At 71.2% G+C, this 25,955-nt stretch carries 25 protein-coding genes; 18 read left to right on the top strand and 7 right to left on the bottom strand.

The features are described 5' to 3' along the window. Positions 1–85 precede the first annotated feature (85 nt). Entirely contained in the window at positions 86–985 is a 900-nt protein-coding gene (locus IE277_RS27750; RefSeq protein ID WP_189956440.1) for a dioxygenase family protein, read from the bottom strand. A 250-nt stretch (positions 986–1,235) separates the two neighbouring features. Here IE277_RS27750 and IE277_RS27755 point away from each other — a divergent pair, with 250 nt between their 5' ends. From IE277_RS27755 to IE277_RS27780, 6 genes are all read left to right on the top strand, one after another. Next, positions 1,236–2,129, top strand: a complete 894-nt coding sequence (locus IE277_RS27755) for a polysaccharide deacetylase family protein (protein ID WP_189956441.1) — start codon at positions 1,236–1,238, stop codon at positions 2,127–2,129. A 119-nt stretch (positions 2,130–2,248) separates the two neighbouring features. Further along, complete coding sequence (locus tag IE277_RS27760; protein ID WP_189956442.1) at positions 2,249–3,700, top strand: purine-cytosine permease family protein; 1,452 nt, start codon at positions 2,249–2,251, stop codon at positions 3,698–3,700. A 9-nt stretch (positions 3,701–3,709) separates the two neighbouring features. Further along, the gene (locus tag IE277_RS27765) at positions 3,710–3,937 is read left to right on the top strand and encodes a GPR1/FUN34/YaaH family transporter (protein WP_189956515.1); all 228 of its coding nucleotides are present in this window, start codon (positions 3,710–3,712) and stop codon (positions 3,935–3,937) included. A gap of 183 nt (positions 3,938–4,120) precedes the next feature. Next, the gene (locus tag IE277_RS27770; RefSeq protein WP_189956443.1) at positions 4,121–4,858 is read left to right on the top strand and encodes a DUF1345 domain-containing protein; all 738 of its coding nucleotides are present in this window, start codon (positions 4,121–4,123) and stop codon (positions 4,856–4,858) included. A gap of 103 nt (positions 4,859–4,961) precedes the next feature. Next, on the top strand, positions 4,962–5,813 hold the full coding sequence (locus IE277_RS27775; RefSeq protein ID WP_189956444.1) for a serine/threonine-protein kinase: 852 nt from the start codon (positions 4,962–4,964) through the stop codon (positions 5,811–5,813). 1 nt (position 5,814) lies between these two features. Further along, positions 5,815–9,363, top strand: a complete 3,549-nt coding sequence (locus IE277_RS27780) for a serine/threonine-protein kinase (protein ID WP_189956445.1) — start codon at positions 5,815–5,817, stop codon at positions 9,361–9,363. A 217-nt stretch (positions 9,364–9,580) separates the two neighbouring features. Here IE277_RS27780 and IE277_RS27785 read toward each other — a convergent pair whose 3' ends face one another. From IE277_RS27785 to IE277_RS27800, 4 genes are all read right to left on the bottom strand, one after another. Continuing rightward, on the bottom strand, positions 9,581–9,901 hold the full coding sequence (locus IE277_RS27785) for a GatB/YqeY domain-containing protein (protein ID WP_189956516.1): 321 nt from the start codon (positions 9,899–9,901) through the stop codon (positions 9,581–9,583). A gap of 85 nt (positions 9,902–9,986) precedes the next feature. Then, positions 9,987–10,373, bottom strand: a complete 387-nt coding sequence (locus IE277_RS27790) for a barstar family protein (protein WP_189956446.1) — start codon at positions 10,371–10,373, stop codon at positions 9,987–9,989. Between the two features lie 32 nt (positions 10,374–10,405). Next, positions 10,406–11,173 carry an NPP1 family protein gene (locus tag IE277_RS27795; protein ID WP_189956447.1) on the bottom strand — a complete coding sequence of 256 codons (768 nt, stop codon included), beginning with the start codon at positions 11,171–11,173 and terminating at the stop codon, positions 10,406–10,408. A gap of 26 nt (positions 11,174–11,199) precedes the next feature. Further along, complete coding sequence (locus tag IE277_RS27800; RefSeq protein WP_189956448.1) at positions 11,200–11,964, bottom strand: chitinase; 765 nt, start codon at positions 11,962–11,964, stop codon at positions 11,200–11,202. A gap of 408 nt (positions 11,965–12,372) precedes the next feature. On the opposite strand from IE277_RS27800, the gene IE277_RS27805 reads away from it, so the two are divergent. The 8 genes from IE277_RS27805 to IE277_RS27840 all read left to right on the top strand — a co-directional run bounded on the left by IE277_RS27805 (position 12,373) and on the right by IE277_RS27840 (position 20,345). Beyond that, complete coding sequence (locus IE277_RS27805; RefSeq protein ID WP_189956449.1) at positions 12,373–12,738, top strand: hypothetical protein; 366 nt, start codon at positions 12,373–12,375, stop codon at positions 12,736–12,738. 7 nt (positions 12,739–12,745) lie between these two features. Then, positions 12,746–13,258: a hypothetical protein gene (locus IE277_RS27810; protein WP_229882000.1), complete on the top strand. Its 513-nt coding sequence runs from the start codon at positions 12,746–12,748 to the stop codon at positions 13,256–13,258. Positions 13,259–13,311: 53 nt separating this feature from the next. Next, positions 13,312–13,683, top strand: coding sequence for a peptidase inhibitor family I36 protein (locus IE277_RS27815; RefSeq protein ID WP_189956518.1), 372 nt, complete (start codon positions 13,312–13,314; stop codon positions 13,681–13,683). Positions 13,684–13,835: 152 nt separating this feature from the next. Continuing rightward, positions 13,836–15,746 carry a molecular chaperone HtpG gene (gene htpG, locus IE277_RS27820; RefSeq protein WP_189956450.1) on the top strand — a complete coding sequence of 637 codons (1,911 nt, stop codon included), beginning with the start codon at positions 13,836–13,838 and terminating at the stop codon, positions 15,744–15,746. A gap of 196 nt (positions 15,747–15,942) precedes the next feature. After that, complete coding sequence (locus IE277_RS27825; RefSeq protein WP_189956451.1) at positions 15,943–16,569, top strand: helix-turn-helix transcriptional regulator; 627 nt, start codon at positions 15,943–15,945, stop codon at positions 16,567–16,569. 74 nt (positions 16,570–16,643) lie between these two features. Beyond that, positions 16,644–17,825 carry a DSD1 family PLP-dependent enzyme gene (locus tag IE277_RS27830; RefSeq protein ID WP_268252660.1) on the top strand — a complete coding sequence of 394 codons (1,182 nt, stop codon included), beginning with the start codon at positions 16,644–16,646 and terminating at the stop codon, positions 17,823–17,825. Between the two features lie 99 nt (positions 17,826–17,924). Beyond that, positions 17,925–19,586 (top strand): arginine--tRNA ligase, encoded by a 1,662-nt coding sequence (argS, locus tag IE277_RS27835; protein WP_189956452.1) that lies wholly within the window; start codon positions 17,925–17,927, stop codon positions 19,584–19,586. 123 nt (positions 19,587–19,709) lie between these two features. Then, the gene (locus IE277_RS27840) at positions 19,710–20,345 is read left to right on the top strand and encodes a DUF1345 domain-containing protein (protein ID WP_189956453.1); all 636 of its coding nucleotides are present in this window, start codon (positions 19,710–19,712) and stop codon (positions 20,343–20,345) included. Between the two features lie 41 nt (positions 20,346–20,386). Here the strand turns inward: IE277_RS27840 and IE277_RS27845 are convergent, their stop codons facing one another. Continuing rightward, a complete protein-coding gene (locus IE277_RS27845) occupies positions 20,387–21,202 on the bottom strand; it encodes an alpha/beta fold hydrolase (RefSeq protein ID WP_189956454.1) in 816 nt (271 codons plus the stop codon). A gap of 46 nt (positions 21,203–21,248) precedes the next feature. After that, positions 21,249–21,707: a cupin domain-containing protein gene (locus IE277_RS27850; RefSeq protein ID WP_189956455.1), complete on the bottom strand. Its 459-nt coding sequence runs from the start codon at positions 21,705–21,707 to the stop codon at positions 21,249–21,251. A 125-nt stretch (positions 21,708–21,832) separates the two neighbouring features. Between IE277_RS27850 and IE277_RS27855 the strand changes: the two genes are divergently transcribed. The 4 genes from IE277_RS27855 (at position 21,833) to IE277_RS27870 (ending at position 25,915) form a co-directional block, all read left to right on the top strand. Continuing rightward, complete coding sequence (locus IE277_RS27855) at positions 21,833–22,444, top strand: TetR/AcrR family transcriptional regulator (protein WP_189956456.1); 612 nt, start codon at positions 21,833–21,835, stop codon at positions 22,442–22,444. Between the two features lie 81 nt (positions 22,445–22,525). Next, positions 22,526–23,944 carry a bifunctional transcriptional activator/DNA repair enzyme AdaA gene (locus IE277_RS27860; RefSeq protein ID WP_189956457.1) on the top strand — a complete coding sequence of 473 codons (1,419 nt, stop codon included), beginning with the start codon at positions 22,526–22,528 and terminating at the stop codon, positions 23,942–23,944. Positions 23,945–24,044: 100 nt separating this feature from the next. Beyond that, a complete protein-coding gene (locus IE277_RS27865) occupies positions 24,045–24,899 on the top strand; it encodes an isocitrate lyase/PEP mutase family protein (protein ID WP_189956458.1) in 855 nt (284 codons plus the stop codon). Positions 24,900–25,153: 254 nt separating this feature from the next. Then, entirely contained in the window at positions 25,154–25,915 is a 762-nt protein-coding gene (locus IE277_RS27870; protein ID WP_189956459.1) for a DUF4241 domain-containing protein, read from the top strand. Positions 25,916–25,955: the final 40 nt, after the last annotated feature.

The following is a 25,955-nucleotide window of genomic DNA, read 5'->3' on the forward strand; positions in this document are numbered from 1 at the left end:
AGCCCAGGCCCAGGCCCGAGCCCAGGCCCAGGCCCAGGCCCAGGCCCAAGTCCGGGCCCGCGCACGTCGCGCCCCGCTCGCTCGATCACGGCTGTGCCCCGCGCCGCACGGTGATGGGGAAGTCGACATGGCGGAAGGGGTTGGGCAGCCCGTGCTCGGTGGCGCGGGCCGGATCGTCCACCTCGGCGAAGCTCCGGATCAGGCTCTCCTTCACGCCGAACACGGCGTCGGAGTCCAGGAACGGCGAGCCCTCGACGAAGAGATGTGTGGTCAGGGTGCGGATGCCCGGCGCCGACACTTCGAGGTGGATGTGCGCGGCCCGGTTCGCATGGCGTCCGGTGGTCTTGAGCAGGGCGCCGACCGGCCCGTCGGAGGGGATGGGGTAGTACCGGGGCACGATGGTGCGGAATCGGAATCGGCCGTCCTCGTCGGCGGTGAACAGGCCCCGCAGATTGCGTTCCGGGACCTCACCGGGCCGCTGCACGTCGTAGAAACCCTCCGCGTCGGCCTGCCACACATCGACGCTCGCGCCCGCCACGGGCCGGCCGTCGCCGTCGGTGACCCGGCCGGTGACCAGACAGGGCTCACCGCCCCGCCCGGCCTCATCGATGCTGTCGCCGAGGGCCCGCGCCGGCGAGTCGACCAGATGGAAGGGGCCTTCCACGGTGGATTCCGTGAACCGGCCGTCGGACGGCCGGTTCACGGAATCCACCAGCATCGACACCCCCAGCACATCGGACAGCAGGATGAACTCCTGCCGGGTGTCGTCGCACGCGTGTCCGGTCTCGGTGAGGAAGCGGATACCCGCCGCCCACTCCTCGACGGTGAGCCCGACGTCCTTGACGAACGCGTGCGCGTGCCGCACCAGGGAGGCGAGGATCTCCTGGAGACGTTCGTCCGTCGCGCCGGCGAAACTCGCGGTGACGATCTCCGCGGAACGCTCCGCGTCGAAGTGGAGGGGGTCGTGGTGGGTGGGTTCGCTCATCGCTCCTGCTTCCCTGTTCGTGACGGTCGCTTCCCTCTCACTTCCCTGACCGCGGCGGTTCTGCGCGCCAGGGGCCCGACACATTCGTGGGCTCGCCCGTGCCGCTCATCCCACCCGGCGCCGGGAACACAGGCGGATTCTGGACGTCCTCTTACCGCTGTCTTCACGGTCGTCGGAGGTGCGCTGCGTACGGTTGCCGTCCTGGGCGGTCGTCGGCCGTGGCGGCCCTCGACCGAGCGTGGGGAAGCGGATGACGGCTGGTCGCCGTGCGGTGCTGGCCGCCATGGCCACAGGACTGCTCGCCGGCTGCGCGGGCCCGGACAGGGACCGCGGCACCCCCGCCTCACCTGGCGCGCCGGATCCGGGCGCGGACGCGGGCGCGCCGACCCGCACGGCGCCGCCTGCGCCGACGGCGTCCGGCACCCTGCCGCCCGTCACCCGCGAGGAGATCGTGGCCCGTTACGGGCGTAGCGTGCCGCACTCCTGGGGCTTCGACGCCCCGGGAGTGGTGCACTCCCTGCCGCGTACGACCCGCGACATCGCCCTGACCTTCGACGCATGCGGCGGCCGCGGCGGCGACGGCTACGACCGGGCGCTCCTCGACTTCCTCCGCGCCCGGCACATCCCGGCGACACTGTTCATCAATTCCCGCTGGATCGATGCCAACCCGGCGGTGTTCCACCGGCTGGCCGCCGATCCGCTGTTCGAGATCGCCAACCATGGCACCCGGCACCGTCCGCTGTCGGTCACCGGCCGCTCCGCCTACGGCATCCCCGGCACCCGAGGCGCGGGCGAGGTGTACGACGAGATCGCCGGCAACCGGGCCGAACTGACCCGGCTGCTGGGCACCCCGCCGCGCTTCTTCCGATCCGGCACCGCCTACTGCGACGACGTCGCGGCGCGGATCGTCACCGACCTCGGCGAACGCTTCGTGAGCTTCTCCGTCAACGGCGACGGCGGCGCCACCTTCACCGCCGAGCAGGTCCACACCACCGTCGCCGCGGCACGGGCCGGCTCCATCGTCCTGTGCCACATGAACCACCCCGAAGGCGGCACCGCCCGGGGCATCGCCGGTGCCGTCCCCCGCCTCCTGGCCCGAGGCCACCGCTTCGTCCGCCTCTCGGACGCCCTGCACCGCGCCTGAGCGCCTCCCCGGCGGCGGCACTCACGGCATTTGTGTCTCACCTGTGTCTCAGCGCTCGTCACCCCGCCCGCCTCGGAGAACAATGTGTCCCACAGGCAGGCCGGCCGCCGGGAGGCGTGATGAGCACATCAGCGGAGCCAAGAGTGTCCGGCCTGGAGGTCCGGTCCATCGACTACGTCCCCCTGGACGAGCGGCACGGCAAGCTCTGGCATCTGGGCCCGCTGTGGTTCATGTCCAACGCCCAGATCGCGACCCTGGCCGTGGGGCTGATCAGCATCACCGAGGGCGGCAATCTGATCTGGTCCCTGCTGGCCATCGTCGCCGGCACCGTCATCGGCACCTTCTTCATGGCCTTCCACTCGGCGCAGGGACCTCAGCTGGGCCTGCCGCAGATGATCCAGTCGCGCCCCCAGTTCGGTTACGTCGGCGCCCTGCTGGTGTGGTTCTTCGCCTATGTGCAGTACGCGGGGTTCAACGTCTTCAACAGCGTCCTCGCGGCCGACTCCCTGCACGCCACCCTGCACGGTTCCGTGAAGCTGTGGGTGGTCGTGGTCACCGTGGTCGCGCTCGTCATCGCGCTGGTGGGCTACGACATCATCCACAAGGCGGAGCGGATCCTGACGTACACCTTCCTGGTCGTCTTCGGCGTCTTCACCGTCGGAGTCCTCGTGACCCTGCACTATCCGGCGGGCTCCTTCGACCTCGGTGCCTTCAAGTGGACCCCGTTCCTCGCCCAGTTCGGCGTGGTCGCCGGGTACCAGATCAGCTGGGCCATCTACGTCTCCGACTACTCGCGCTACCTCCCGCCGGACGTGACGGTCCGCAAGACCTTCTACTGGACGTACTTCGGCTCCGCGCTCGGCGGTATCTGGCTGATGGTGCTGGGCACGCTGCTCGCCGCCTGGGCGGGCCAGGACTTCGACACCATCAAGTCGATCGACGCCGCCGGCGACAAGATCTTCGACGGCTTCGGCGCCGTCGTGCTGCTCTTCGCCGCCCTGGGCCTGGTGTCCGTCACCGCACTGAACATGTACGGCGGTTCGCTGACGCTCATCAGCGGCATCGACTCCTTCAAGCGGGTGCGGCCGACACTGGGCGTACGTCTGCTGACCATCGGTCTGACCGCCGCGCTCTCCCTGATCGGCGCACTGGCGGCGACCTCCAACTTCCTTGAGAACTTCAACAACTTCCTGCTGCTGGTGCTCTACCTGTTCATCCCGTGGACCGCGGTGAACCTGATGGACTACTACGTCGTACGCCGCGGGCACTACGCCATCGCGGAGATCTTCAACCCGCACGGCATCTACGGCCGTTGGGGCTGGCACGGCATCATCGCCTACCTGGTCGGCTTCGCCGTCATGATCCCCTTCTTCTCCGTCGGCACCCTGTACGTCGGCCCCGCCGCCAGGGCCCTCGGCGGCGCCGACATCTCGCTGTTCATCGGGCTGCCGGTCTCCGCGTTGCTCTACTGGTGGCTGACCCGCTCGATCGACGTCGCGGCCGAGACACGCCTGGCCGAGGCCGAGGCGGCGGCGCTGGAACAGGCGGCACATGAACACCGCGAGCCCTGACCGGAACAACTGCTCACGCTCACCTTCCTCTTCCTGGCGATCGGCGCCTTCCAGACCGGGGCGGAGCCGCACGCCATGACCCAGGCGGGCGGATGGTTCGGCATCGCGACGGGGCTCGCCGCCTGGTACGCGTCGGCGGCGACCGTCATCAACGACACACACGACCGCACCGTGCTCCCCGTGGGCCCGCGACCGCCCGGCACGGCCCCGAAGGCTCCCGAGGAGCGACCCGCCTGAGGCAGGCCCGGCCGCCGCCCGAAGCCGCGGGCCCACGTCGGCGCCCCCGCTCAGGCCGCCGTGGACCCGCCCCGCGCCGGACCGGCCCCAGTGCGCAGGTCACCGACGTGTCCCCACCCCCTCCGCGTCCTTCGCCCGGTCCCCGCTCTCATCGCTGGACATCCGGCCGGGACAATCCTCGACATGAACGACGACATGGATGACGCCCGGAGCCGGCTGGCCAGGATCGAGCGGCTGTTGGAGACCGGCGAGCGCGAACTGGTCCCCGCCTGGCGCAGGGCGACCCGGGGCGAGCCGCGCTGGACGGTGACCGCCGTGATCCTCATGGCCGTCGCCCTGCAGCTGACCCTGCCGCACCGGCTCATCCTGCTGCACCCCGCCTGGGCCCTGCCCGCACTGGAGCTGGCACTGCTGACGGCACTGTTCGTGGCCAATCCCCGGCGTGTGGAGCCTCATACCCGGCTCATGCGGTATCTGGGCCTGGTCCTGGCCGGTGTCATCACGGTGGCCAACGGCTGGGCGGCGGTCCGGCTGGTCGGCGATCTGCTGAACGGCGGAGGGGAACACGGCGCGGTCCCGCTGCTGCTGACCGGCGGTGCCATCTGGCTGACGAACGTCATCGTCTTCGCCCTGTGGTACTGGGAGTGGGACCGCGGCGGCCCCATGGCCCGGGTCCGGGGACAACGTCAGTACGCCGACTTTCTCTTCGTACAGATGCAGAACCCGGAGTTCGCCCCGCAGGACTGGGAACCGGCGTTCCTGGACTACCTCTATCTCTCCTTCACCAACGCCACCGCCTTCAGCCCGACCGACGTGATGCCGCTGTCGCGGTGGTCGAAGATGCTGATGATGCTGCAGTCCGCGGTGTCCCTGGTGACCGTGGTCCTCGTGGTCGCCCGTGCGGTCAACATCCTGAGGTGACCGCGCCCGAGACTCGCGGGGCTGCACCCGAACTCCCTTGCCAGTAGCCTGAATCGAGTGATGGGCGGGCGATGGGGCCGGCCGGTCGGGAGGGGATGTCCGGGTGCGGTTCGGCGCGTGGGTCGTGGAGGGCGAGCTGGGACGCGGTGGGATGGGCGTGGTGTACGCGGCCGTTCACGACGAGAGCGGCGAGCGCCGCGCCCTCAAGGTGATCCGCGCTCCCGACGGCGCCGAGGAGGCGGTGGCCCGCTTCTCCCGCGAGGTCCAGGTGTGCATGGCGCTCAGCCACCCGCATGTGGTGCGGGTACTGGGCGTGGAGCGCACCGGACCGGAGGACGGCGGCGCACGCGCGCACACAGAACCCTGCTGCCTGGTCCTGGAGCTGTGCGACGGCGGCAGTCTCGCGGACCGGGTGCGCCGCGACGGCCCGCTTCCGCCGCACCGGGCGGTGGAACTCTTCGACGGTGTCCTCGCCGGACTCGGCCATGTGCACCAGGAACACGGCTTCGTCCACCGTGACATCAAGCCCCACAACATCCTGCTGAGCCAAGGCTCCGACGGCCGCGTCACGGCCAAACTCGCGGACTTCGGCCTGGCCAAGGCGTACGACGGCGCGGGGCTGAGCGGACTGACCCGCACCGGCGTCGTCATGGGCACGCCCGCCTTCATGCCGCGAGCGCAACTGATCAACTACAAGTACGCGACCCCCGAGGTCGACGTGTGGTCCACCGCCGCCTCACTCTATTTCGTCCTCACCGGTACGACGCCCCGTGACCTGCCGCCCGGCCAGGACCCCTGGCTGGCCGTCGCCACCAGCCCCGTCGTACCGGCAGGCAAGCGCGGGACCGCTCTACCGTCGGGGCTGTGCGAGGTCCTCGACCGGGCACTCAGCGACGAACCCGGCGTCGGCTTCCGCACCGCCGAGGAACTGCGCGCCGCGCTGGACGGGAGCTGAGATGGAGGCGGGCAGCACCTTCCTGGAGGAGTTCACGGTCGAACGGCCGCTGGGCAGCGGCGGGTTCGCCGGTGTCGTCCTGGTGCGCTCCCGGCGCACCGGCGAGCGGTACGCGGTCAAGCGGCTGCACCGCGCCGACCCGGCACATCAGGCGAGACTCCTCGCCGAGGTCCAGCGCTGGATCGACCTGCCGGACCACCCGCACATCACGCCCTGCCGGTTCGCCCGCAGCCTCGGGGACGAGGTCGTCGTCTTCAGCGAGTACGCCCCCGGCGGCTCGCTGGCCGACCGGCTCCGCTCCGGCGAGCTGTACGCGGGCGGTACCCGGGCCGCGCTGCGCCGCGTCCTGCGGGCCGCGGCCCAGTCCGCCTGGGGACTCGCGGCCGCACACGGGGCCGGCCTGCTGCACCTCGACATCAAGCCGGCCAACCTGCTCGTCGACGCCGACGACAGGGTACGGCTGACCGACTTCGGACTGGCCGCGGCACCGGGATGGGGTCGGGACAAGCGCGGGCAACTCGAAGCGGTGATCCGGTACATCACCGATGTCCCGGGCACCACGGAGGAGGACCGCGAGCTGATGCGCGGCATCCTGCGCCAGGAGCTGCATCCGCCCCGGCCCGGCTCCGAAGCCTCCCTGCAGGTCTCCGGCGCCGCCCCCGGTACACCCGCCTACGCGTGCCCAGAGCAGGCCGAGGGACGGCGGGTCGGTGTTCCGGCGGACGTGTGGAGCTGGGCGGTCACCGTACTGGAACTGCTGGTGGGCGAGCGGACCTGGCCGTCGGGAACCGTGGCAGGCCTGGTCCTGCGGGCCGCCCGCACCCAGTCGCTGACCCCGACGTCGCTGCGGATGCCGCCCGCACTGGCCGACCTGCTGGAACGCTGCTTCGACAAGGAGCCCGGCGAACGCCCGTACGCGCTGGGCGAGATCGCCGAGACGGTGCTGCGGATCGCGGAGGAGGAGACCGGCGAGCCCCTCGCGGCGCCCCCGCCCCCGTCTGCGCGGACCACGGCCGAGGCGGACCGACGGGAGCCGCTGTACGAGCGGCGGGTCCCCGGCGGCGGCCCGTGGCACGACCCGCGCGGGCTGCTGCACTACGCCTACCGGACGGCGGGTCTGGACGAACGTGACGCCGTGGCCTTCTGGCCGCCCGACGCCGGTGGCCCGCGCGCCCAGCTCCTCGGCGATCTCGGGGCGTTGCGGGAGACCCGGCGGGTCCTCGACGGCCTGCCCGGACAGCAACGGGACACCGCGGAAACGGGATTCGCGCGCGCACGGTGCGTGTCGGAGACCGGCCGCGTGCTCGAAGCGCTCGGCGACATGGACGGCGCCCTCGCGCAGTACCGCACGGCCGCGGGCCTCTGCGACGACCATGTCCACCTGCTGTGCGCCGTCCTCGGCTCCTTATGCCGCCTGCAGCGCCGCACCGGCGACCTGCCCGCCGCCCTCGACAGCGCCGAACGCGCCGTCGCCCTCGCCCAGGACCTGCCGGACGGGCCGCAGGAGCGGAACATCCTGGCCCACGCCCTGCTGCTGGAGGCCAACGTCCTCGGCGACATGAGCCATGCGGACTCCGGACCGAGCCGCGCCACCGTGGCGGAGCGGGCCGTGCGGCTGTACGAGGCCTCCGCGGAGGAGTTCGCGCGGTCCGACGACCCGCTCGACGTCGTACCCACCCTGATGAACCTCGCCGCCGTCGAGTACCGGCGCGGCAACGAGCAGCGTGCCGCCGACCTGTGGCACCGCGCCCACACCGCCCTCGACGTGCGGCTGGAGCGGGCGCCGGGCGACCGGCACGCCCGCGAGACGCGAGCCACCCTGTTCCTCCAGCGGGCCCAGTCTGGAGCGCCGGGACATGCGGCAGACGCCGTCGCGGCGCTCACCCCGCTGGTCCGTGACGAGGGTGTCCACCAACTGGCCGGGCGCCTGGGCGAGGCGCTGATCCTGCGCGGCCGGGACGAGGAACGCACCGGCCGGGTCCGGGCCGCCCGCGACAGCTACGCCGAGGCCGTGCACCACCTGGAGCAGGCGGTACTGCGGGGCGGCGCCGCCGCCGATGCCGACCACCTGGCCAGGGCCATGGACAACCTGGCCAATCTCATCGGCGTCCTGGAGGATCCGGAGCGCGGCCTGGCACACGGGCGCACCTCGCTCGACCTGTGGCGCCGGCTCGTCGCGGCGGACGGCCTGGCCGCCTGGGGCAGCAGGTTCCTGCACGCTCTGTCCAAACTCGCCCAGATCGCGCTCGACGCCGACGCGACGGAAGAGGCCGAGCGCTCTCTCACCGAGGCGCTCGGGATCCTCGCCGCGCCCGAGTACGCCGGAAGCGCGCCGGCGCCCGACCTGGAAGCCGCGCTCGTCCATCGCAGCCGGGCCGTCTGGCTGCGCCGCACGTCCCGGCCGGAGGAGGCGCTGGACGCATGCCGTCGGGCCCTCGACGCCCTGCGTGCACCCGGCGACGGGGCGGGCGGGACGGGCGACCACGAGACCGGTCCGGGACCGGGGACGACCGATGTGTATGTGCTGATCCTGGAGACCGTGTCCGCCGTGTACGGGGACCTCGGAGCATATGAACGGGCCCTGGCCGCACAGGAGGAGTCGTACGACGCGCTCGCCCGGTCCGCCGGTCGCCCGGCGCCGTCGGCACTGCTCGCGCAGGCCGCACAGCGGGTGGCCAATGCCCGGCTGCAGTACGGCCTGGCGGCCGGCGCGGCCGAGGCGGCGCGCACCGCCATCGACCAGTACACCGCGCTGATCGCCGAGGGCCGGGACGACCTCGCCATGGAGGCGTCCCGGGTGACCGGTGTGCTCGCCACCGCACTGACGGCCCTCGGCGACATCGAAGGCGCCGAGCACGCCCTGGCACGGATGCTGTCCCAGCACGCGGCCCTGGCCGCCGACGATCCCGCTCTGGGCCGCGCCGTCCGCCACGCCCGCCGATGGCTGCCCGACTCGGCGGAGGCGAGCCACAACAGGGGCGGCGAACTGCACGCCTTCCTGCGCGAGGCGCTCGGCGGCCGGCATCAGGAGCTGCAGCAGCTGCTCGCCGTCACACCCGCCGGCCTGCGCGGTCAACTCGCCGCATACGAGCGGGACATGCGCTCCGCCGGCGACATCGGAGCCCAGGGAGAGCGAAGGCAGGCCTCTGTCCTGCTCGAACAACTCGTCGGCAAGCTCCGGTGGCTCACCGCCAGACACCCCGGTGCCGGCGCGGAGCAGCTGTACGGGGAGGCCGCACTGCGCCTCGGCACGTTCGCCATGATGTGCGGCCGGGACGCGGCCGCCCTGAGCGGCCTCGCCCAGGGGATCGAGGCCTACCGCACCCTGGTCGTCGACCACCGGCGCAAAGACCTCGTGGACCGCTATCTGCGGGCGCTGTCCGCACCGGTCGTGCTCCACGGTGTGCGCGGCGACGCGGAGTCGGTGCAGGGGGCGCTGCGCACGCTGGAGGAACAGGCACGACGCCACGACCGCCGTCACGCCACCCGCTGGGTCGAGCAGGCCCGCGCCTCCCTCACCGGTCTCGACAAGCCTCAGGGCCTGTCCTAGGGCGTGTTGCGAAAGTCCCGCCTGCCGCCCGACGCCTGGCACGCACTCTCGCCGCACCGGGCGAAAACCCACGTACAACCAGTACGAGGGCTTCCGCCCGGCACTCCCCCAGCCTCCGGCCGGGGGGACCCCCAGAGCACGCACCAGACGCCGCTCGGCCCGCCCTCCGGGCGGACGACGGGACTTTCGCAACACGCCCTAGGGTCCCTCGTCGTCGCTACGCGGTGCCGGGCTGGTCCAGCAGTCGCAGCAGTACGGCGGCCTCCTCGCGGAGCAGGGCCGCCCGGTCGGCCTGGGCGGGGGCGGTGAACCTCGCCGCGAGCGCGAGCCGTTCCTCGGCCTCGGCGCGCACGAGATCGGTGATGTGCTCCTCGCTCAGCTCGCGCCGGGCGGCCTCGGTGACGCCGACGCCGACCGGTGCCTCCTCGATGGCCGCACCGCGCAGCTCCGCCGCCCCCACCGGCACCGCCTCGGCGTTGTCGAGCACGGCGAGCGCGGAACGCAGGGCGCTCGTCGCGACCTTGTCGCGGGCGCGCATGGCGTCCCGGAGGGCTTGACGCAGCTGGAGACGGAGAGACATGCGGTCGACCCTATGTGTCCGCCCGCGGACCCTCAACGGGATATCAGCGCAGCCGCAGCACACCCGGTGCGCGCTGCTCGAAGATCTCGGTCAGCCAGTCGAAGACGGTCGGTCCGCGCCCGTCGCGGGCCTCGGCCAGATCGGCCCGCACATGAGGCCGGTTGTCGGGGTGGCAGCGCGTCAGCCGGATCTCCAGCTGGCGGGCCGTCTCCGCATGTCCCAGGTGTTCCCGGGAGAGCTGATGGTCCCGCCACTCCACCACGAAGTCGCGGTCGTCCGGCGTTCCGAAGCCGCCGCTGAGGCAGTCGGCGAAACCGTCGAGGTTCCTGCCGAAGTAGCCCTCGGGTCCGTTGACCGCTTCACCGATGACGCTCCAGAAGTCCTCAAGGGTCGCGATCCGCGCGCCGTCCAGCACATAGGTGACTGTCACGACCCCAGGCTACGCGCCGTGGATCGGCCCGGTCAGGCGTTGGGGTCGAAGGGGATTCCCGAGGGCATGGAGCGGGCCAGCGCGTAGGCGAAGTCACCGTCCTTGATCTTGATGGTGGCTGCTCCGAAGTCGGCGCTCAGCAACCTGTCACGGAAGCCCGGAGGGTAGCCGTCCCAGCCCACCAGCCGGGGGTAGAACCAGCCGCCGGTCACGTTCTCGGGGGGCTCGTCGTCGGTGTTGGCGAAGCGGAAGTCGTGCGTGGACAGGCCGTCCTTGTGGTAGACGATCTTCGGGTGGGTGCCGTCGAAGCGGACCGCCGAGCGGTCGGCCACCTGGTAGCCGGTGTGCTGGGACACCGAGACGTACGTGGCCTCGTCGCCGTTGATCCACACGACCACGTGCTCCCAGTCGTGGGTGTGCCCGATGGCGGCGGGACCGTAGGTCGCCTGGTCCTTCTCGAAGTAGCTGGCGTACATGACCGCACACCAGCCGTTGTTGCACTTCTCGCGTGAGTAGGTGTTGGCGTTGGCGAGCTGGGCGTAGTCGTGGCAGTGGCCGTTGACGTCGCCGCCGAGCCTCAGGCCGGGATTGATCGTGCCGTCCGCCCCGATGGCGGCCGTGGCGTAGCAGCCGTCTCGGTCGTAGTCGTACGCGGGGGAGAAGGTCTGTTCCAGGCCGTCGGCGTTCTGGGGGAGCAGGGTGAGGACGTTCGCGTGGGCGCTCGCCGGGACCGCCACGACGAGCGTCATCGCCCCGAGCGCCCCGAGGAGGACCTTGGCAAGGGACTTCACAGTGCGCATGACGGCTCCTTGTCGAGCGGTTCGCGTCAGCAGGAGAGGTTGTCGCCCGGCGCGACGCCGAGGATCTGGGTGAAGCGCTGGTAGGCGTCGATGCGGCTCTGCACCTGGGCGGGGTTCTTGCCGTCGCATTCGAGGGAGCCGTTGATGGAGCGGATGGTCTGGCCGAAGCCGGCGCCGTCGACCATGGCGTCGTGCGCGGTCATGGTGCCCGGTCCGGACTGTGTGTTCCAGTACCACAGGCCGGTCTTCCAGGCGATGGCGGCGTCGCTCTCCACCTGCCAGGGGTTGTCGAGGAGGTCGATGCCGAGGGCGTCGCCGGCGGCCTTGTAGTTGAAGTTCCAGGAGAGCTGGAGCGGACCGCGTCCGTAGTAGGCGGCTTGTCCGGCGGGGCAGCCGTAGGACTGGCTCCAGTCGCAGTAGGTGGGGTAGTTGGCGGTGTTCTGCTCGACGATGTAGACCAGTCCGCCGGTCTCGTGGCTGACGTTGGCGAGGAAGGCGGCGGCTTCCTGCTTCCTGACGGTGTCGCTGCCGGTGTTCGCGAAGCCGGGGTAGGCGTTCAGCGCCTCCACGAGCCCGCCGTAGGTGTAGAAGCTGTTCCGGTTCGGGAACATCTGGTCGAACTGCGCCTCGCTCACCACGAAATCGGCCTGGATCGCCTGGCCGGCATGCGCGGAGGCGCTCTGCCGGGCGACGACGGCGTGTGGGGCGGCATGAGCGGGGGAGCCGGTGAACAGACAGGCGGACAGGGCGATCGCAGCGGTGAAGACGGCGGGGGAGAGGGATTTGGCCATGAGTGGGGGGTGGCCTTTCACGCGGAGGTCGGGGGAGCAGCGGTGCGCGTTCACCTCATGAAGGGCGAGCGCGCCGGACAGGGGCGCCGCTCATCGGTGAACCTAAAGGTATGGACCACTTGCGTCAAGAGGTGAAGTAAGGGCGCGTGAAACATGGTTGGAGAACCGCACATGGCGTCGAGGTAAGTGACCGGCATCCGGGAGGAGGCGGCCTTCGCCGCAGCGCGGTCCGGGGCGTGCGCATGGCGTGAACGCCCTTCAAAGCGCGGCGAGTTCGGCTTGCGCGGCCACTGCTCCGGCAGCGCGCGCAGGCGCATTGCCCGCCGGGCTTCACTCCATGATCGCCGGAAGAGGTGAACCGGACCCGGCAGCCGCATGTGGTCACCACCGCTCGGGCATGCCCTGCCCATGCGTTCCCTCCTGATCAGGTCCGCGCTGGCCGCTGCCCTCGCCCCGGCCGCCGCCCCCGCCACACATACCGCCGCCGCAGTGCCTGCGGGGCATGTGTATGTCTGGCCCGAGCCGAACCAGATGGGATCCGGAGGCGCCTGGGACTACGTGCCGCCGGGATACAGGGAGGCCGACCCCCGGGTGAAGCGGCACGCGTACTCCTTCGACTCACACGCGTCCGTCACCGTCTACGCGATCAGCTATCAGCCGGGCGGCAACTGCCTGTACCGCGCGATCTACCCCGACGACTACTCCGACTCCTGGGAGTGGGCACAGAGGTTCGACGGAGTCAGTGACACCGCGATGGGATGCGAGCGGGGCTGACCCGCCGATGCGACCGCTCACGACGGCCGGTGCCGCGCTCCTGCTGCTCGGCCTCGCCCTGACCGCCTGCACGGCGAGGGCGGACACAGCCCACCGACTGTCCCCCGACGACGTGGTCAAGGCCGCCACCCGGCAGCTCACCGACGACTGCCTCATGCACCGAGGTCTCACCCCGCCCCGACCCGGCGGCCCCACCCCCTCCATCGCCGGGCAACAGCGGGTCGCCGCAGCCCTGTTCGGGGCCGGCCGTCCGCAACTGTCTCTTCGTCTGCCCACCGGCTATGTCGTGCGCGCCCACACCGACGGCTGTCTCGCGGCGGCCCAACGAAGGCTGTACGGCGACCAGGTCCGCTGGTTCCGCACCTCGGTGGTCGTGGACAACCTGGGTCCGGAAGCCACCGCGACCCACCGGTCCCTGGCCGAAGTCCGCGCCCGGCACCACGCCGAGATCACCGAGTGGCAGCGGCTGCGGACACACGCCGTCGGCCAGGCCACCCTCCTCCTCACCCGTCACCGATGACATCGGCGCGCCGCGCCCGGTGACAACCACATCGAAAGGAAACCACTGTCATGATCAAGCGCCTCGCCGCCCTGCTCGCCGCCACCGCCCTGTCCGCCGGGGCCGTGCTCGCCACTTCCGCCTCCGCGCAGGCGGTGCCGTGCGGCAGCGGGAACTTCTGCGTATGGACGGACGCCGATTTCACGGGACTGAAGATCGAGCACAGCGGTGACGACCACTGGTGGGAGGGCGACATGGCCTGGCACGACTCCTCCTGGGCCAACCACGGAATCTCGGGACCCGGAGTCAAGGACCATGTCCAGGTCTACTCCGCGCGCGAACTGCTGGGGCATGTGACCATCTGCCTGGCCCCGGGCCAGGAGGTCGGCTACAACGCCGCGGCCAATGACGCGGGAGGCTCCCACACCTGGACCATGGGCTGCTGAACCGGGACCGGGCCCTGGGCGTCGTACGGCGCCCAGGGCCCGCAGGGTCTGGATCCAGCCACCACCGGCGTATCCCGGCCGGTGCCCTGACATGGTGTTTTACAGTGGCTGGCATCAGTTCCGATGCAAACACCTGTGAGGAATACGCGAACATGCCGACTGAAACGCTCGAGTTTCAGGTGGAGGCGCGTCAGCTGCTGCAGCTGATGATCCACTCGGTCTACTCGAACAAGGACGTCTTCCTGCGCGAGCTGGTCTCCAACGCCTCCGACGCGCTGGACAAGCTGCGTCTGGAGAAGCTGCGGGACGACGCGCTGGACGCCGATGTGTCCGATCCGCACATCGAGATCGACGTCGACAGCGACGCCCGCACCCTCACCGTGCGGGACAACGGCATCGGGATGTCGTACGACGAGGTCGGGCAGCTCATCGGCACCATCGCCAACTCCGGTACCGCGACGTTCCTCCAGGAGCTGCGGGAGGCCAAGGACGCGGCCGGGGAGGAAGGGCTCATCGGCCAGTTCGGCGTCGGGTTCTACTCCGGCTTCATGGTGGCGGACGAGGTCACCCTGGTGACCCGGCGCGCGGGCGAGAGCCGGGGCACCCGCTGGACATCGCGGGGCGAGGACACGTACACGCTGGAGCCGGTCGGCGACGCGCCGCAGGGCACCTCGGTGACACTCCACCTGAAGCCGGCCGACCCGGAGAACCAACTCCACGACTACACCTCCCCCTGGAAGATCAGGGAGATCATCAAGCGATACTCGGACTTCATCACCTGGCCCATCCGGATGGCCCCCGAGGCCCCCGCCGCAGCCGCCGAGAGCGACGAGGCACCCGGGCCCGAGACGCTCAACTCGATGAAGGCACTGTGGGCACGGTCGCGCGAGGAGGTGACCGACGACGAGTACCACGAGCTGTACAAGCACATCGGCCATGACTGGCGCGACCCCTTGGAGACGATCCGGCTCCAGGCGGAGGGCACCTTCGAGTACCAGGCCCTGCTGTTCCTGCCCGCACACGCCCCCCACGACCTGTTCACCAGGGACTCCAGGCGCGGTGTGCAGCTGTACGTCAAGCGCGTGTTCATCATGGACGACTGCGAGGCGCTGCTGCCGCCGTTCCTCCGCTTCGTCAAGGGTGTCGTCGACGCGGCCGACCTCTCGCTCAACGTCTCCCGGGAGATCCTCCAGCAGGACCGCCACATCGAGATGATGCGGCGCCGGCTGACGAAGAAGGTCCTGTCCACGGTCAAGGACATGATGGCCAAGGACCAGGACCGCTACGCCACGTTCTGGCGGGAGTTCGGCACCGTCGTGAAGGAGGGGCTGGTCACCGACGCGGAGAACCGCGACGCCGTTCTCGGTATCGCGTCGTTCGCGAGTACCCGCCACGACACCGAGCCGACCACGCTCAAGGGCTATGTGGAGCGGATGAAGGACGGCCAGGACGACATCTACTACCTGACCGGCGAGTCCCGGCAGAGCATCGAGAACTCCCCGCACATGGAGGCCTTCCGGGACCGGGGCATCGAGGTGCTGCTGCTCACCGACCCCGTCGACGAGGTGTGGACCGATGCCGTCGGCGAGTACGAGGGCAAGAAGCTGCGGTCCGTCGCCAAGGGACAGATCGACCTCGGCGCCGAGGAGGACGACACCGCCGAGGCCGAGCGGGAGAAGCAGACCGAGGAGTACGCCGCCCTGCTCGGCTGGATGACCGAGCAGCTGGACGAGGACATCAAGGAAGTGCGTCTGTCCTCCCGGCTGACCGTCTCCCCGGCCTGCGTGGTCTCCGACGCGGGTGACCTGACGCCGGCGTTGGAGAACATGTACCGGGCGATGGGCCAGGAGGTGCCCCGGGCCAAGCGGATCCTGGAACTCAACCCGGGCCACCAGCTGGTCAAGGGCCTCAACCAGGCCTACAAGGAGCGCGAGGACCGTACGGCGCTGACCGAGACCGCGGAACTCCTGCACGGCCTGGCGGTGCTGGCCGAGGGCGGCCAGCCCAAGGATCCGTCCCGCTTCGTCAAGCTCATGGCGGATCGCCTGGAACGCGCGCTGTAGCCCGGCCCCGCCCAGCCCTGCGTGTGCGCGTCGTCACCGGCCGACCACATCTCAGGAGCTGGGCGGGCCCACCCCGGGAGGTGACCCGCGGGCCCACAGCCTCGTGACCTGCTGGACAAACACGCACCCCCCTCTAGACTGTAAATCCAGAGTTGGACAGTCAATCCAATGGTCATGGAGTGGGGAGAGGTTTCCCGTGGGCGAGACCGACGAGCACCTCATCCACGAGGCGGAGAAGATCGCCGTAGCGCTGGGGCGCATGTTCCCGGGACTGTGCGAAGTGGTGCTGCACGACCTGCGCGACCCGGACCACGCGATCCGGGTGATCGAGAACAACCTCTCCGGTCGGCAGGTCGGCGACTCCGCCACCGAGCTGGGCCTGGCCCGCATCGGGGACCCCGACTACCCCAGCGTCATCCAGAACTACCCCAACCAGTTCCCCGACGGCCGCCCGGCGAAGAGCACATCCATCGGCATCAAGAACGCCGCGGGGGAGTACATCGCTGCCCTCTGCCTCAACCTGGACGTGTCTGTCCTGTCACCGGTCACTCTGGCGCTGTCCAACCTGGTGGCCACGGACACCGAGCACCGCGAACAGCCCCTGGAGACCCTCAAGGACCGCAACGCGCGCGAACTGCGCGAGGCGGTCGAGACCCATGCCGCCGAGCGCGCGGCGACCCCCCGCTCGCTGAGCCGGGAGGACAAGAGGGCACTGGTACGGCAGTTGCAGCGGGACGGGTACTTCGCCTCCCGCGATGCCGCCCAGACCATCGCGGACCTGCTCGGTGTGTCCCGGGCGACCGTCTACAACTACGCCAAGTGACGACACCACGTCATGGCTCCCACCCTTGTGAAGAAGACGGACCTCCCGCTGTGAACGCTTCCGCGAACCCGCCCGTGAACACCGGGGAGAGCAGCGTCTGCGCCCCCGTCGCAGGCACCCTGGCCGACGTCGACACCCCGTGCGCCGTCGTCGACGTCGCCACGATGCGGCGCAACATCGCCCGCCTCGCGGACCGCGCCGACCGGCTCGCGGTCACCCTGCGCCCGCATGTCAAGACCACCAAGAGCCTCGACGTCGCCGCCTTCCTGCACCCCGGCGCGCCCGGCCCGGTCACCGTCTCCACGCTGGCGGAGGCCGAGGCCTTCGCCGACGGCGGCTACACCGACATCACCTACGCCGTCGGTATCGAGCCGTACAAACTCCCCCGCGTCATCGCGCTGTCGCGGCGCGGTGTCACCCTGCGCCTCCTCCTCGACAGCTACGAACAGGCGTCGTTCGTCGCCGAAGCCTCCCGCGAGGCGGGCATCCCCTTGCCCGCCCAGATCGAGATCGACTGCGACGGCCACCGCGGCGGACTGAAACCCGACGCCCCCGGGCTCGTCGAGATCGGCCGCATCCTGCACGACGCGCGCTGTCTGGACGGCGTCCTGACCCACGCCGGCGAGTCCTACTTCGCCCGCACCGCCGAGGAACAGCGCCTGGCCGCGAAGAACGAACGCGACACCGCCGTCGCCGCCGCCGAGCGACTGCGCGGGGCCGGCCTGCCGGTGAACGTCGTCAGCGTGGGCTCCACCCCCACCGCCCACGCGGCCGAGGACCTCACCGGCGTCACCGAACTGCGGGCGGGGAACTACGTCTTCTTCGACCTGGTCATGGCCGGTCTGGGAGTCTGCCGGGTCGAGGACATCGCCCTCTCGGTGGTCGTGACCGTCATCGGACACCGCCCCGAACACGGCTGGATCATGACCGACGGCGGCTGGATGGCCATGTCACGAGACCGCGGCACCGCCGCACAGGTACAGGACCAGGGCTACGGCCTGGTCACCGACCTCGCCGGCAACCTGCTCCCGGGCCTGGTCATGACGGCCGCGAGCCAGGAGCACGGCACCCTGACAGCCCGCGACGGCGCTGTCCTGCCCGAGCTTCCGGTGGGCACCCGGCTGCGCATCCTGCCCAACCACGCCTGCGCCACCGCCGCCCAGCACCGCGGCTACCACGTCATCGACGGCACCCGGTTGCTCGGCGGCCCTGGACCGGCGACCGAGGCGTTCTGGGAGCGCGTCAGCGGCTGGTGAGCATCGGCCTCTCAACCGCCGCCCGGCGAGCGGCGCATGCCACCGGGCCCGGCGAAATTCGATGTCAGCGACGTCGGCGGCTCCGCTAACGTCGGCGCCATGACTCCCGCAGACCTCGTGGCCGTCGTCTCCGACGGCATTCACACGGCCATCCGGACAGGACAGCTCTCGGCACAGGTGCCCGAGGAGATCCGCGTGGAGCGCCCCCGGCACCGCGGCCACGGCGACTACTCCACCAACGTCGCCCTGCAACTGGCCAAGTCGGCCGGTCTGTCCGCCCGCACCGTCGCCGAGGTGCTGGCACCGCTGGTGAGCGCGGCCGACGGAGTCGCGAAGGCCGAGGTCGCGGGCCCCGGATTTGTGAACATCACGCTGGAGAACGCGGCGATCGGCGCCCTGGCCCGGGACATCGTCCAGGCCGGCGACGCCTACGGCCGCACCGACCGGCTCGGCGGCCTGCGGCTCAATCTGGAATTCGTCTCGGCCAACCCCACCGGCCCGGTCCATATCGGCGGAGCCCGCTGGGCGGTCGTCGGCGATGTGCTCGCCCGGCTCCTCCAGGCCGCGGGCGCGGAGGTGTCGAGGGAGTACTACTTCAACGACGCCGGCGTACAGATCGACCGTTTCGTCCGCTCGCTGCTCGCCGCGGCCCACGGCGCGCCGGTGCCCGAGGACGGCTACAGCGGCGCGTACATCGAGGAGATCGCGGCAGCCGTGCTGCGCCGGCGGCCCGACGCCCTGGACCTGCCGGAGACCGAGTGCCACGCCGTGTTCCGGTCGGTGGGCACGGAGCTGATGTTCGACGAGATCAAGACGTCCCTCGCCGCGTTCGGAACCCACTTCGACACCTACTTCAACGAGAAGGACCTGCACGACCGGGGCGATCTGACCGCCGCCGTCAGCCGCCTGCGCGAGGGCGGCCATGTCTTCGAGGACCAGGGCGCGGTCTGGCTGCGCACCACGGACTTCGGCGACGACAAGGACCGGGTCCTGGTCAAGAGCGACGGATCCTGGACGTACTTCACCGCGGACTGCGCGTACTACCTGAACAAACGGTCCCGGGGCTTCGAACGGGTCGTCATCATGCTCGGCGCCGACCACGCCGGCTATGTGGGCCGGATGCGGGCCATGGCCGCCTGCTTCGGCGACGACCCGGACCGGCATCTGGAGATCCTCCTCGGCCAGCTGGTCAATCTGGTCAAGGACGGCACCCCGGTGCGGATGAGCAAGCGGGCGGGTACGGTCCTCACCCTCGACGACCTGACCGAGGCGGTCGGTGTCGACGCGGCACGGTACGCGCTGGCGCGGGCCAGCGTGGACGTGATGATCGACCTCGACATCGACCTGCTGACCCGGCAGTCGAACGACAACCCGGTCTACTACGTCCAGTACGCGCACACCCGGCTCTGTTCCGTGCTGCGCAGGGCGGCGGAAGCCGGGATCGCCAAGGGCCGTCCGGAGGACTTCGACCCCGCCCTGCTCACGCACGGGCGGGAAGTGGACCTGCTGGCCACGCTCGCCGAGTTCCCGCAGGTCGTGGCGGTGGCGGCCGCACTCCGCGAGCCCCACCGGGTGGCGTACTACCTGGAGTCGCTGGCCGCCACGTACCACCGCTTCTACGACGCCTGCCGGATCCTGCCCCGGGCCGACGAGGCCCCGGACGACCTCACCCGCGCCCGGCTGTGGCTGGCGGAGGCCGCCGGCCTGGTCCTGCGCAACGGCCTGTGCCTGCTCGGGGTCTCGGCACCGCAGCGGATGTAGGCGCACCCGGCGGGCGCGCACACGCGCGGAAGAGGCGCGCGCCCGCCCATGAGGCCGCTCCTTGCCGCTTCCCAGCACGCCGTACCGGGCTGACCAGGGGGGCGCGCACTACCGTTGCGTCGTATGAGCAACTGGCTGCCGCTGTCCGCGGTCCCCAGGCTGACCGGCGCGGTGGCCGTCGGAGCGGCCGTCGGTGTGGGCGTCGGGATGGCGGCGGGCCCGCCGCTCGGGATTCTCGCCGGAACGGCGATGACGGGAGCCGTCTTCGTCGTCACGGGCTGGCTGGTGCTCTGGCCGCTGGACGCCGCCGCCACCCACGACAACGCCCGGCGCGAGGACCTGCGGCCGGTCCTCGAGGAACTGGTGGTGGTGGCCGCCTCGCTGTGCGGACTGATCGGGATCGTGCTGCTGCTCCTCCTGAACGGCTCCGACACCGGCCACGCAGCGGCCCTGACCGCACTGGCCGGTGTGTTCCTGGCCTGGGCGGCGCTGCATCTGATGTACGCCACCCGCTATGCCTACCTGTACTACGAGGGCGCGGCCGGCGGCATCGACTTCAACTCCGATCAGCCGCCCGCGTACCGGGACTTCCTGTACTTCAGCTACAACCTCGGCATGACCTACCAGGTCTCCGACACCGATGTCTCCAGCTCCGTCATCCGCGCGATGGTGCTACGGCACACACTGCTGTCGTACGTCTTCGGTACCGGCATCCTTGCCACCACCCTCAACCTGGTCGCGGGCATGGTCACCAGCTGAGCGGCACGCGGGTCGCCGGCCCCTCGCGGGCGGTCCTGCGCTCATCGCCCCGGTATACCCCGTCCCTCGTGCCCGGGTCCGGTCGCGAACTCCCAGATCAGATCGAGCAGTTCTGCAGGGGCCTCGATCTGGGGCATATGGCCGCTGTGCCGGAGGAGTTCGAAGCGGGCGTCCGGGAAGGCCGCCGCATAGGCGCGGCCGTAGTCGACGTCGACGACCTGGTCGCTCTCGCCCCAGACGACGAGCACCGGATGGGTGGCCTTGGCCAGGCGCTCGCGGAGGGTGGGGTCCTGCATGGCGTGGTCGCCGGAGTAGACCCGCAGAGCGGCGCGGTTGGCGGCCATCGCCGCTCGGGCGGCCTCCGGGAGGGCGGTGGGGTCGACGGCGTACCGCGCGGCGTCGTGGAAGGCGAGAGCGGACAGCTCGGCCGGGGTGAGTGCGAAAGGGTCCGCCACAGGATGGCCGGGGACCTGGATTCCGGCGGCGTTGACGAGGACGACGCCGCTGATGCGGTCGCTGCCGAGCAGGGCCAGTTCGGCGGCGATCCAGCCGCCGATGGAGTTGCCGACCACGGTGACGTCGGTGAGTCCGAGTGCGTCGAGCAGGTGGCCGTAGACCCGGGCGAGGGCGGGGATGTCCGTGATCCAGTCGGGCCTGGCCGTGCCGTCGAAGCCGGGATGGACGGGAGTGAGGACTCTGGCCGGTCGCTCGTCGGCGAGCCGGCCGCCGAACGGGCCGACGGTCTGCGGACCGGCGCCCCCGTGCAGCAGGAGGAAGGGGCGGCCCTCTCCCCGGTCGTCGACGGTGACGTCGAGACCGCCGGAGTCGAGGGCGAGGGTGTGGACGGTGTTGGTCATCGGAGGACTCCGTAGGTGCCGTCGTGAGGGGTGGGTGTGCCTGTCGTCAGGCGAAGTCGGTGGCGGGGACCGTGGCGTAGCGGCTCATGACGCCGATGGTCGACTCGGGGGTCAGCTCCTGGCCTCCGGCGATCATGTCCCGCAGATCGCGGAAGTACTGCACATAGAGGTCGGGCGTGAAGGTGTTCAGCAGCAGCGCGGGCTCGTCGCCGAGGTTGGCGAAGGTGTGCGGGACGCCGGGCGGGATCATGGCGAGCGTGCCGGCCGGGGCGGCGTGGGTGGTGTCGCCGACGGTGAAGTGCACGGTGCCGGAGACGACATAGAAACCCTCGTCGTGCTGGGCGTGACGGTGTTGCGGGGGGCCTTGGGTGTGCGGCGCGAGGGTGATCTCGCCGATTCCGAGCCGGTGCTGGGTCGTGCTGCCGTCTTCGAGGATGCGCATCAGCGTGGGGCCCAGACGGATCGTCTCGCCGTCCTGCGGGCCGACCAGGGAAAGCTCGGCCATGTCGGCCTCCTTCGTGAGAGCTGGCTCTCATGAATCTAGGTCATCGGCTCTCTTTATGCAAGAGCACTCTCATGAAGAGAGTTGACCGGTATCATGGGTCTGGATCCGACGGAGGAGGCTCAACGATGACGGCGCAGCTCGACGCGGGCCGCAGCAACCAGAAGAAACGCACGCGGACGGCGATCGTCGAGGCCGCCCGCGAACTCATCGCCACGGGCGCCGATGTGACCATGCCCGCGATCGCCCGCACCGCCCTGGTGTCCGAGGCGACCGCCTACCGGTACTTCCCGGATCTCCCGTCCTTGATCAGCGAGGCCCTGGCCGGCTCCTGGCCGGCCCCGGCCGAGGCGCTGCGGCCGGTCGCCGACTCGCCCGACCCCGTCGCCCGTGTCTCCTACGCCTGTGAGTTCCTGCTGCGGGGGATACTCGCGCGTCAGGGCGCGGTGCGCGCGATGATCGCCGCGACCATCACCCACCCCGAGTCGGCGAAGACGCGTCCGGGCGTCCGCTTCGGCCTCATCGACCACGCGCTCGAACCCCTCAAGGACACCCTCGGGACGACGGATCCGGATGCCCTCACCCAGCTGGAGCGGGATCTCGCGGTGGTCGTCAGCGCGGAGGCCCTGTTCTCCCTCACCGACCTGTGCGGCCTCACTCCCGACGAGGCGGTCGCCAGCGCCGTACGCACCGCGTCGACCCTGACGGAGGCCGCGGTACGGGCGACCGGAGGCGAGTGATCCGGGCGGTTCCCGCGATGCTCACGGTCATGTCCGAATCTGGCCAGCATCGGGGGCGGTCGATGGCCTAGAACTGGGGACATGACGACTTACTCGGCCGTGGTCACCACCGGCATCTACTGCCGGCCGGGCTGCGGGTCACAGCCGCTCGCGGAGAACGTGCGCACGTTCGAGCACCCGGCGGCGGCCGAGGCGCACGGATTCCGGGCGTGTCTGCGCTGTCGTCCGTACCGGGTGGCCGGGCCGATCGCCGCCGATGTCCCCGAACTGCTCTGCAGGGCCGTGCAGTTGATCGTCGCCGGGGCGCTGGACAGCGGTACCGAGGCCGCGCTCGGCGCCCGGCTCGCCGTCTCGCCCCGGCATCTGCGGCGGCTGTTCACGCAGCACCTCGGGGTGACCCCGGACCAGCTCGCCCGCTCGCGGCGCGCGCACTTCGCCCGCCGGCTGCTGGACGACAGCGATCTGCCGGTGGCCGATGTGGCGTTCGCGTCCGGGTTCGGCAGCGTGCGGCAGTTCAACCGGGACATGCGGCTGGTGTTCCGGGCCTCGCCGGTGGAACTGCGCAACCGGCGCCGGCGAGCGGACCGCCTCGTGGCGGACGGCGGACTGGTGATGCGCCTGCCGTTCGCCCCGCCGCTCAACTGGCCTGCACTGCTGACGTTTCTGGGCGAGCGGGCCGTACCGGGTGTGGAGTCGGTGCGGGACGGCGTGTACCGACGCACCATCAGCCTGGACGGTGCGGCCGGGCTGCTGGAGGTGCTCGCGGGTGGCCCGGACCATCTGCTGCTGCGGGCCCATCTGCCCTTCTGGGAAGGGCTGATCCATGTCGTGGAGCGCGTCGGCCGGATCTTCGGCGTGGACGCGGACCTCGCCCCGGCGGAGGCCGCCCTCGCCCGTGATCCGCTGGTCGGCCCCCTCATCGCGGCCCGACCGGGGCTCCGGGTGCCAGGCGCCTGGGGAGCCTTCGAGATCGCCGTGGACGCCGTCCTCGCCCAGTACACCGCCCGGCCACGGGCGCGCGGCCGGCTGGCCGCCCTCGTCGAGGCCATCGGACAGCCGGTCCCCGGGCTCGACCACGGCCTGACCCACCTCTTCCCGTCCGCCGCGACGGTGGCCGCCGCCGATCTGCGCGGCGTCGGACTGCCGGCCGACACGGCCGACACCCTCAGGGCCCTGGCCCTCGCCGCCGCCCGGGACGACACGCTGTTCGACGGCGGCTCACCACTGACGGACTTCCTGCGCGAGGTGACCGCCGTGCCCGGCGTCACGCGGGACACGGCCCAGCGGATCGCGCTACGACTGGGCTACGACGACGCCTTCCCAGTCGTGGACCGCGCCGACGCGCGGACCCGCGGCGAGCCGGGCGCCGAGACCGGCAACGACGCGGGGACCGGCCTCCGTCTCGCCCCGGGCACCGAGGCCGGCGCCGCGTGGCGACCCTGGCGCGCCTTCGCGGCGACCCACCTGGCCGCGGCCGACCTCGCCGCGCTGACAGCCTGACCGGACACGGCCCGACCTCCGTCGACGTCTCCGTGCCGGCATCCCATCACTACCGAACCCCATCACCACCGAATCCCATCACTACCGAAGGGGACCGAACATGGACACCGCCCAGCGAGAACTGGCCGACACCCTGCGTGCGTTGCACACGCCCGCCGACGGCCGCGCGCTGGTGCTGCCCAACGCGTGGGACGCGGCGAGCGCGGCACTCATCGCGCGGGCGGGCGCCCGGGCGATCGCGACGACCAGCGGAGGCGTCGCCTGGTCCGCGGGACGTCCCGACGGCCACGGCCTGACCCGGCAGGAGATGGCCGAGGCCGTGCGGCGTATCGCCGACGCCGTCGAGGTGCCGGTGAGCGCCGACATCGAGGGTGGTTACGGACCCGGGGCCGACGATGTCGCGGCCACCGTCCGCGCGGTGATCGGCGCGGGCGCGGTCGGTGTCAATCTTGAGGACTCGCTCGCGCCGGGCGGCCCGCTGCACGACCTGCCCGCCCAGGCCGTACGGCTGCGCGCGGCCCGTTCCGCCGCCGCGGAAGCGGGGCTGCCCGGCCTGTGGATCAACGCGCGCACGGACGTGTTCCTGTTCGGTATCGGCGCTCCCGAGCAGCGCATGGCGAACCTGCTGTCCCGGGCGGCGGCCTACGCCGACGCTGGCGCCGACAGCCTCTTCGTGCCCGGGCTCGTGGACGTGGACACGGTGGCCGAACTGGTCCGCCGCAGCCCGCTGCCCGTCAATGTGATGGCGGGTCCGGGCGCGCCACCGGTGAAGGCGTTCGAAGCGGTCGGCGTGCGCCGCGTCAGCGTGGGCACCGCGCTCGCCCAGACCGCGTACGGTGCCGCCCAGCGTGCGGCCGCCGAGGTGCTGGGCGCGGGCACCTACGACGCGATGGAGGGAGCCGCCGACTTCGGCACCGTGAACAGCGCTTTCACAGCGGGCCGCTCGGGGCGCTGACCCACGCGTCCCAGGGCCTGTCCGGCGGATCATGCCGGAGTCGCGGGGCATGGCACGCCCATCTGTGGCGTTGTCGTCGGTCGCCGACGCCCCCCCACGCTCGGCTGCGCTTGCGCGGGGGCGCCCCCATCGTCGACTCCCTCCTCCGCCGGACAGGCCCCAGGCCCGCCGGCCGCGCATCTCTTCGGCCCGCCCGCCGGCGCGGGCCGGGGAGACCGGCGGCGATGTCAGTGGGGCTCTATAGCCTTCGGGGCATGGGATACGCAGCGGATGAACGCACGGTGGCCACGCCGGAGGAGAGCTGGTTCCTGGACACGGTGTTCACTCCGGGGACCCGACTGGGAGCGCACACCCACGAACCGGCGACGGTCGTCCGGGTGGTCGAGGTGAGAGAGGTGACCACCGTCCGCGTGCCGAGCGGTCGGCTCATCGTGGACTCACCATGGCCGGACGACGACGATCCCGAGCTGAGCCTGCGCGCCGGGAGGGAGTTGAAGGAACGGCTCCCGTCCGGCGCGTTCCCGGCGGAGGCGGCGTGGACCGAGGCGCCGTACGAGTACGGGGGCGAGCAGTTCGACGGCAGGGAAGTCGCCGCGATACGGCTGCGCATCCGCGACGCCCCCGTGACCTGCTGGGAGATGGCTCTGGGCGTCGGGGAGGACATCGAACGGATCAGCCCGGGGGAGCGGATCCAGTTCTACTCCGAGCAGAACATGGGGTGCTTCGCCGATGCCACGGCCTGGGCGCCGCTGACCCAGCCGTTCCGTGCGTTCTGGCAGGACGCCGAGGCAGGCAGACAGAACGGCCGCGACACCGAGGACCTCTTCGACGGCGACTTCGAGCGGGTCGGCGACGACGTGCTCGAAGCGGACCTCGTGACCTTCATCGCCGAAGGGAATGCCGTCGTCTGGCTGGGGCGGACGGAGACGGGAAGCGTCGCCTCGGTCGTCGTGGCCAACGGCTACCGTCCCTACCTCATGACATGGTCCAGAGGTTCTTCCGCTCCCTCCACCTGACAGCCGTCGTCGTGCTCACACCCGCCTCCCGGTCCCTGTG

Source organism: Streptomyces alanosinicus (assembly GCF_014650595.1).
Classification (GTDB): domain Bacteria; phylum Actinomycetota; class Actinomycetes; order Streptomycetales; family Streptomycetaceae; genus Streptomyces; species Streptomyces alanosinicus.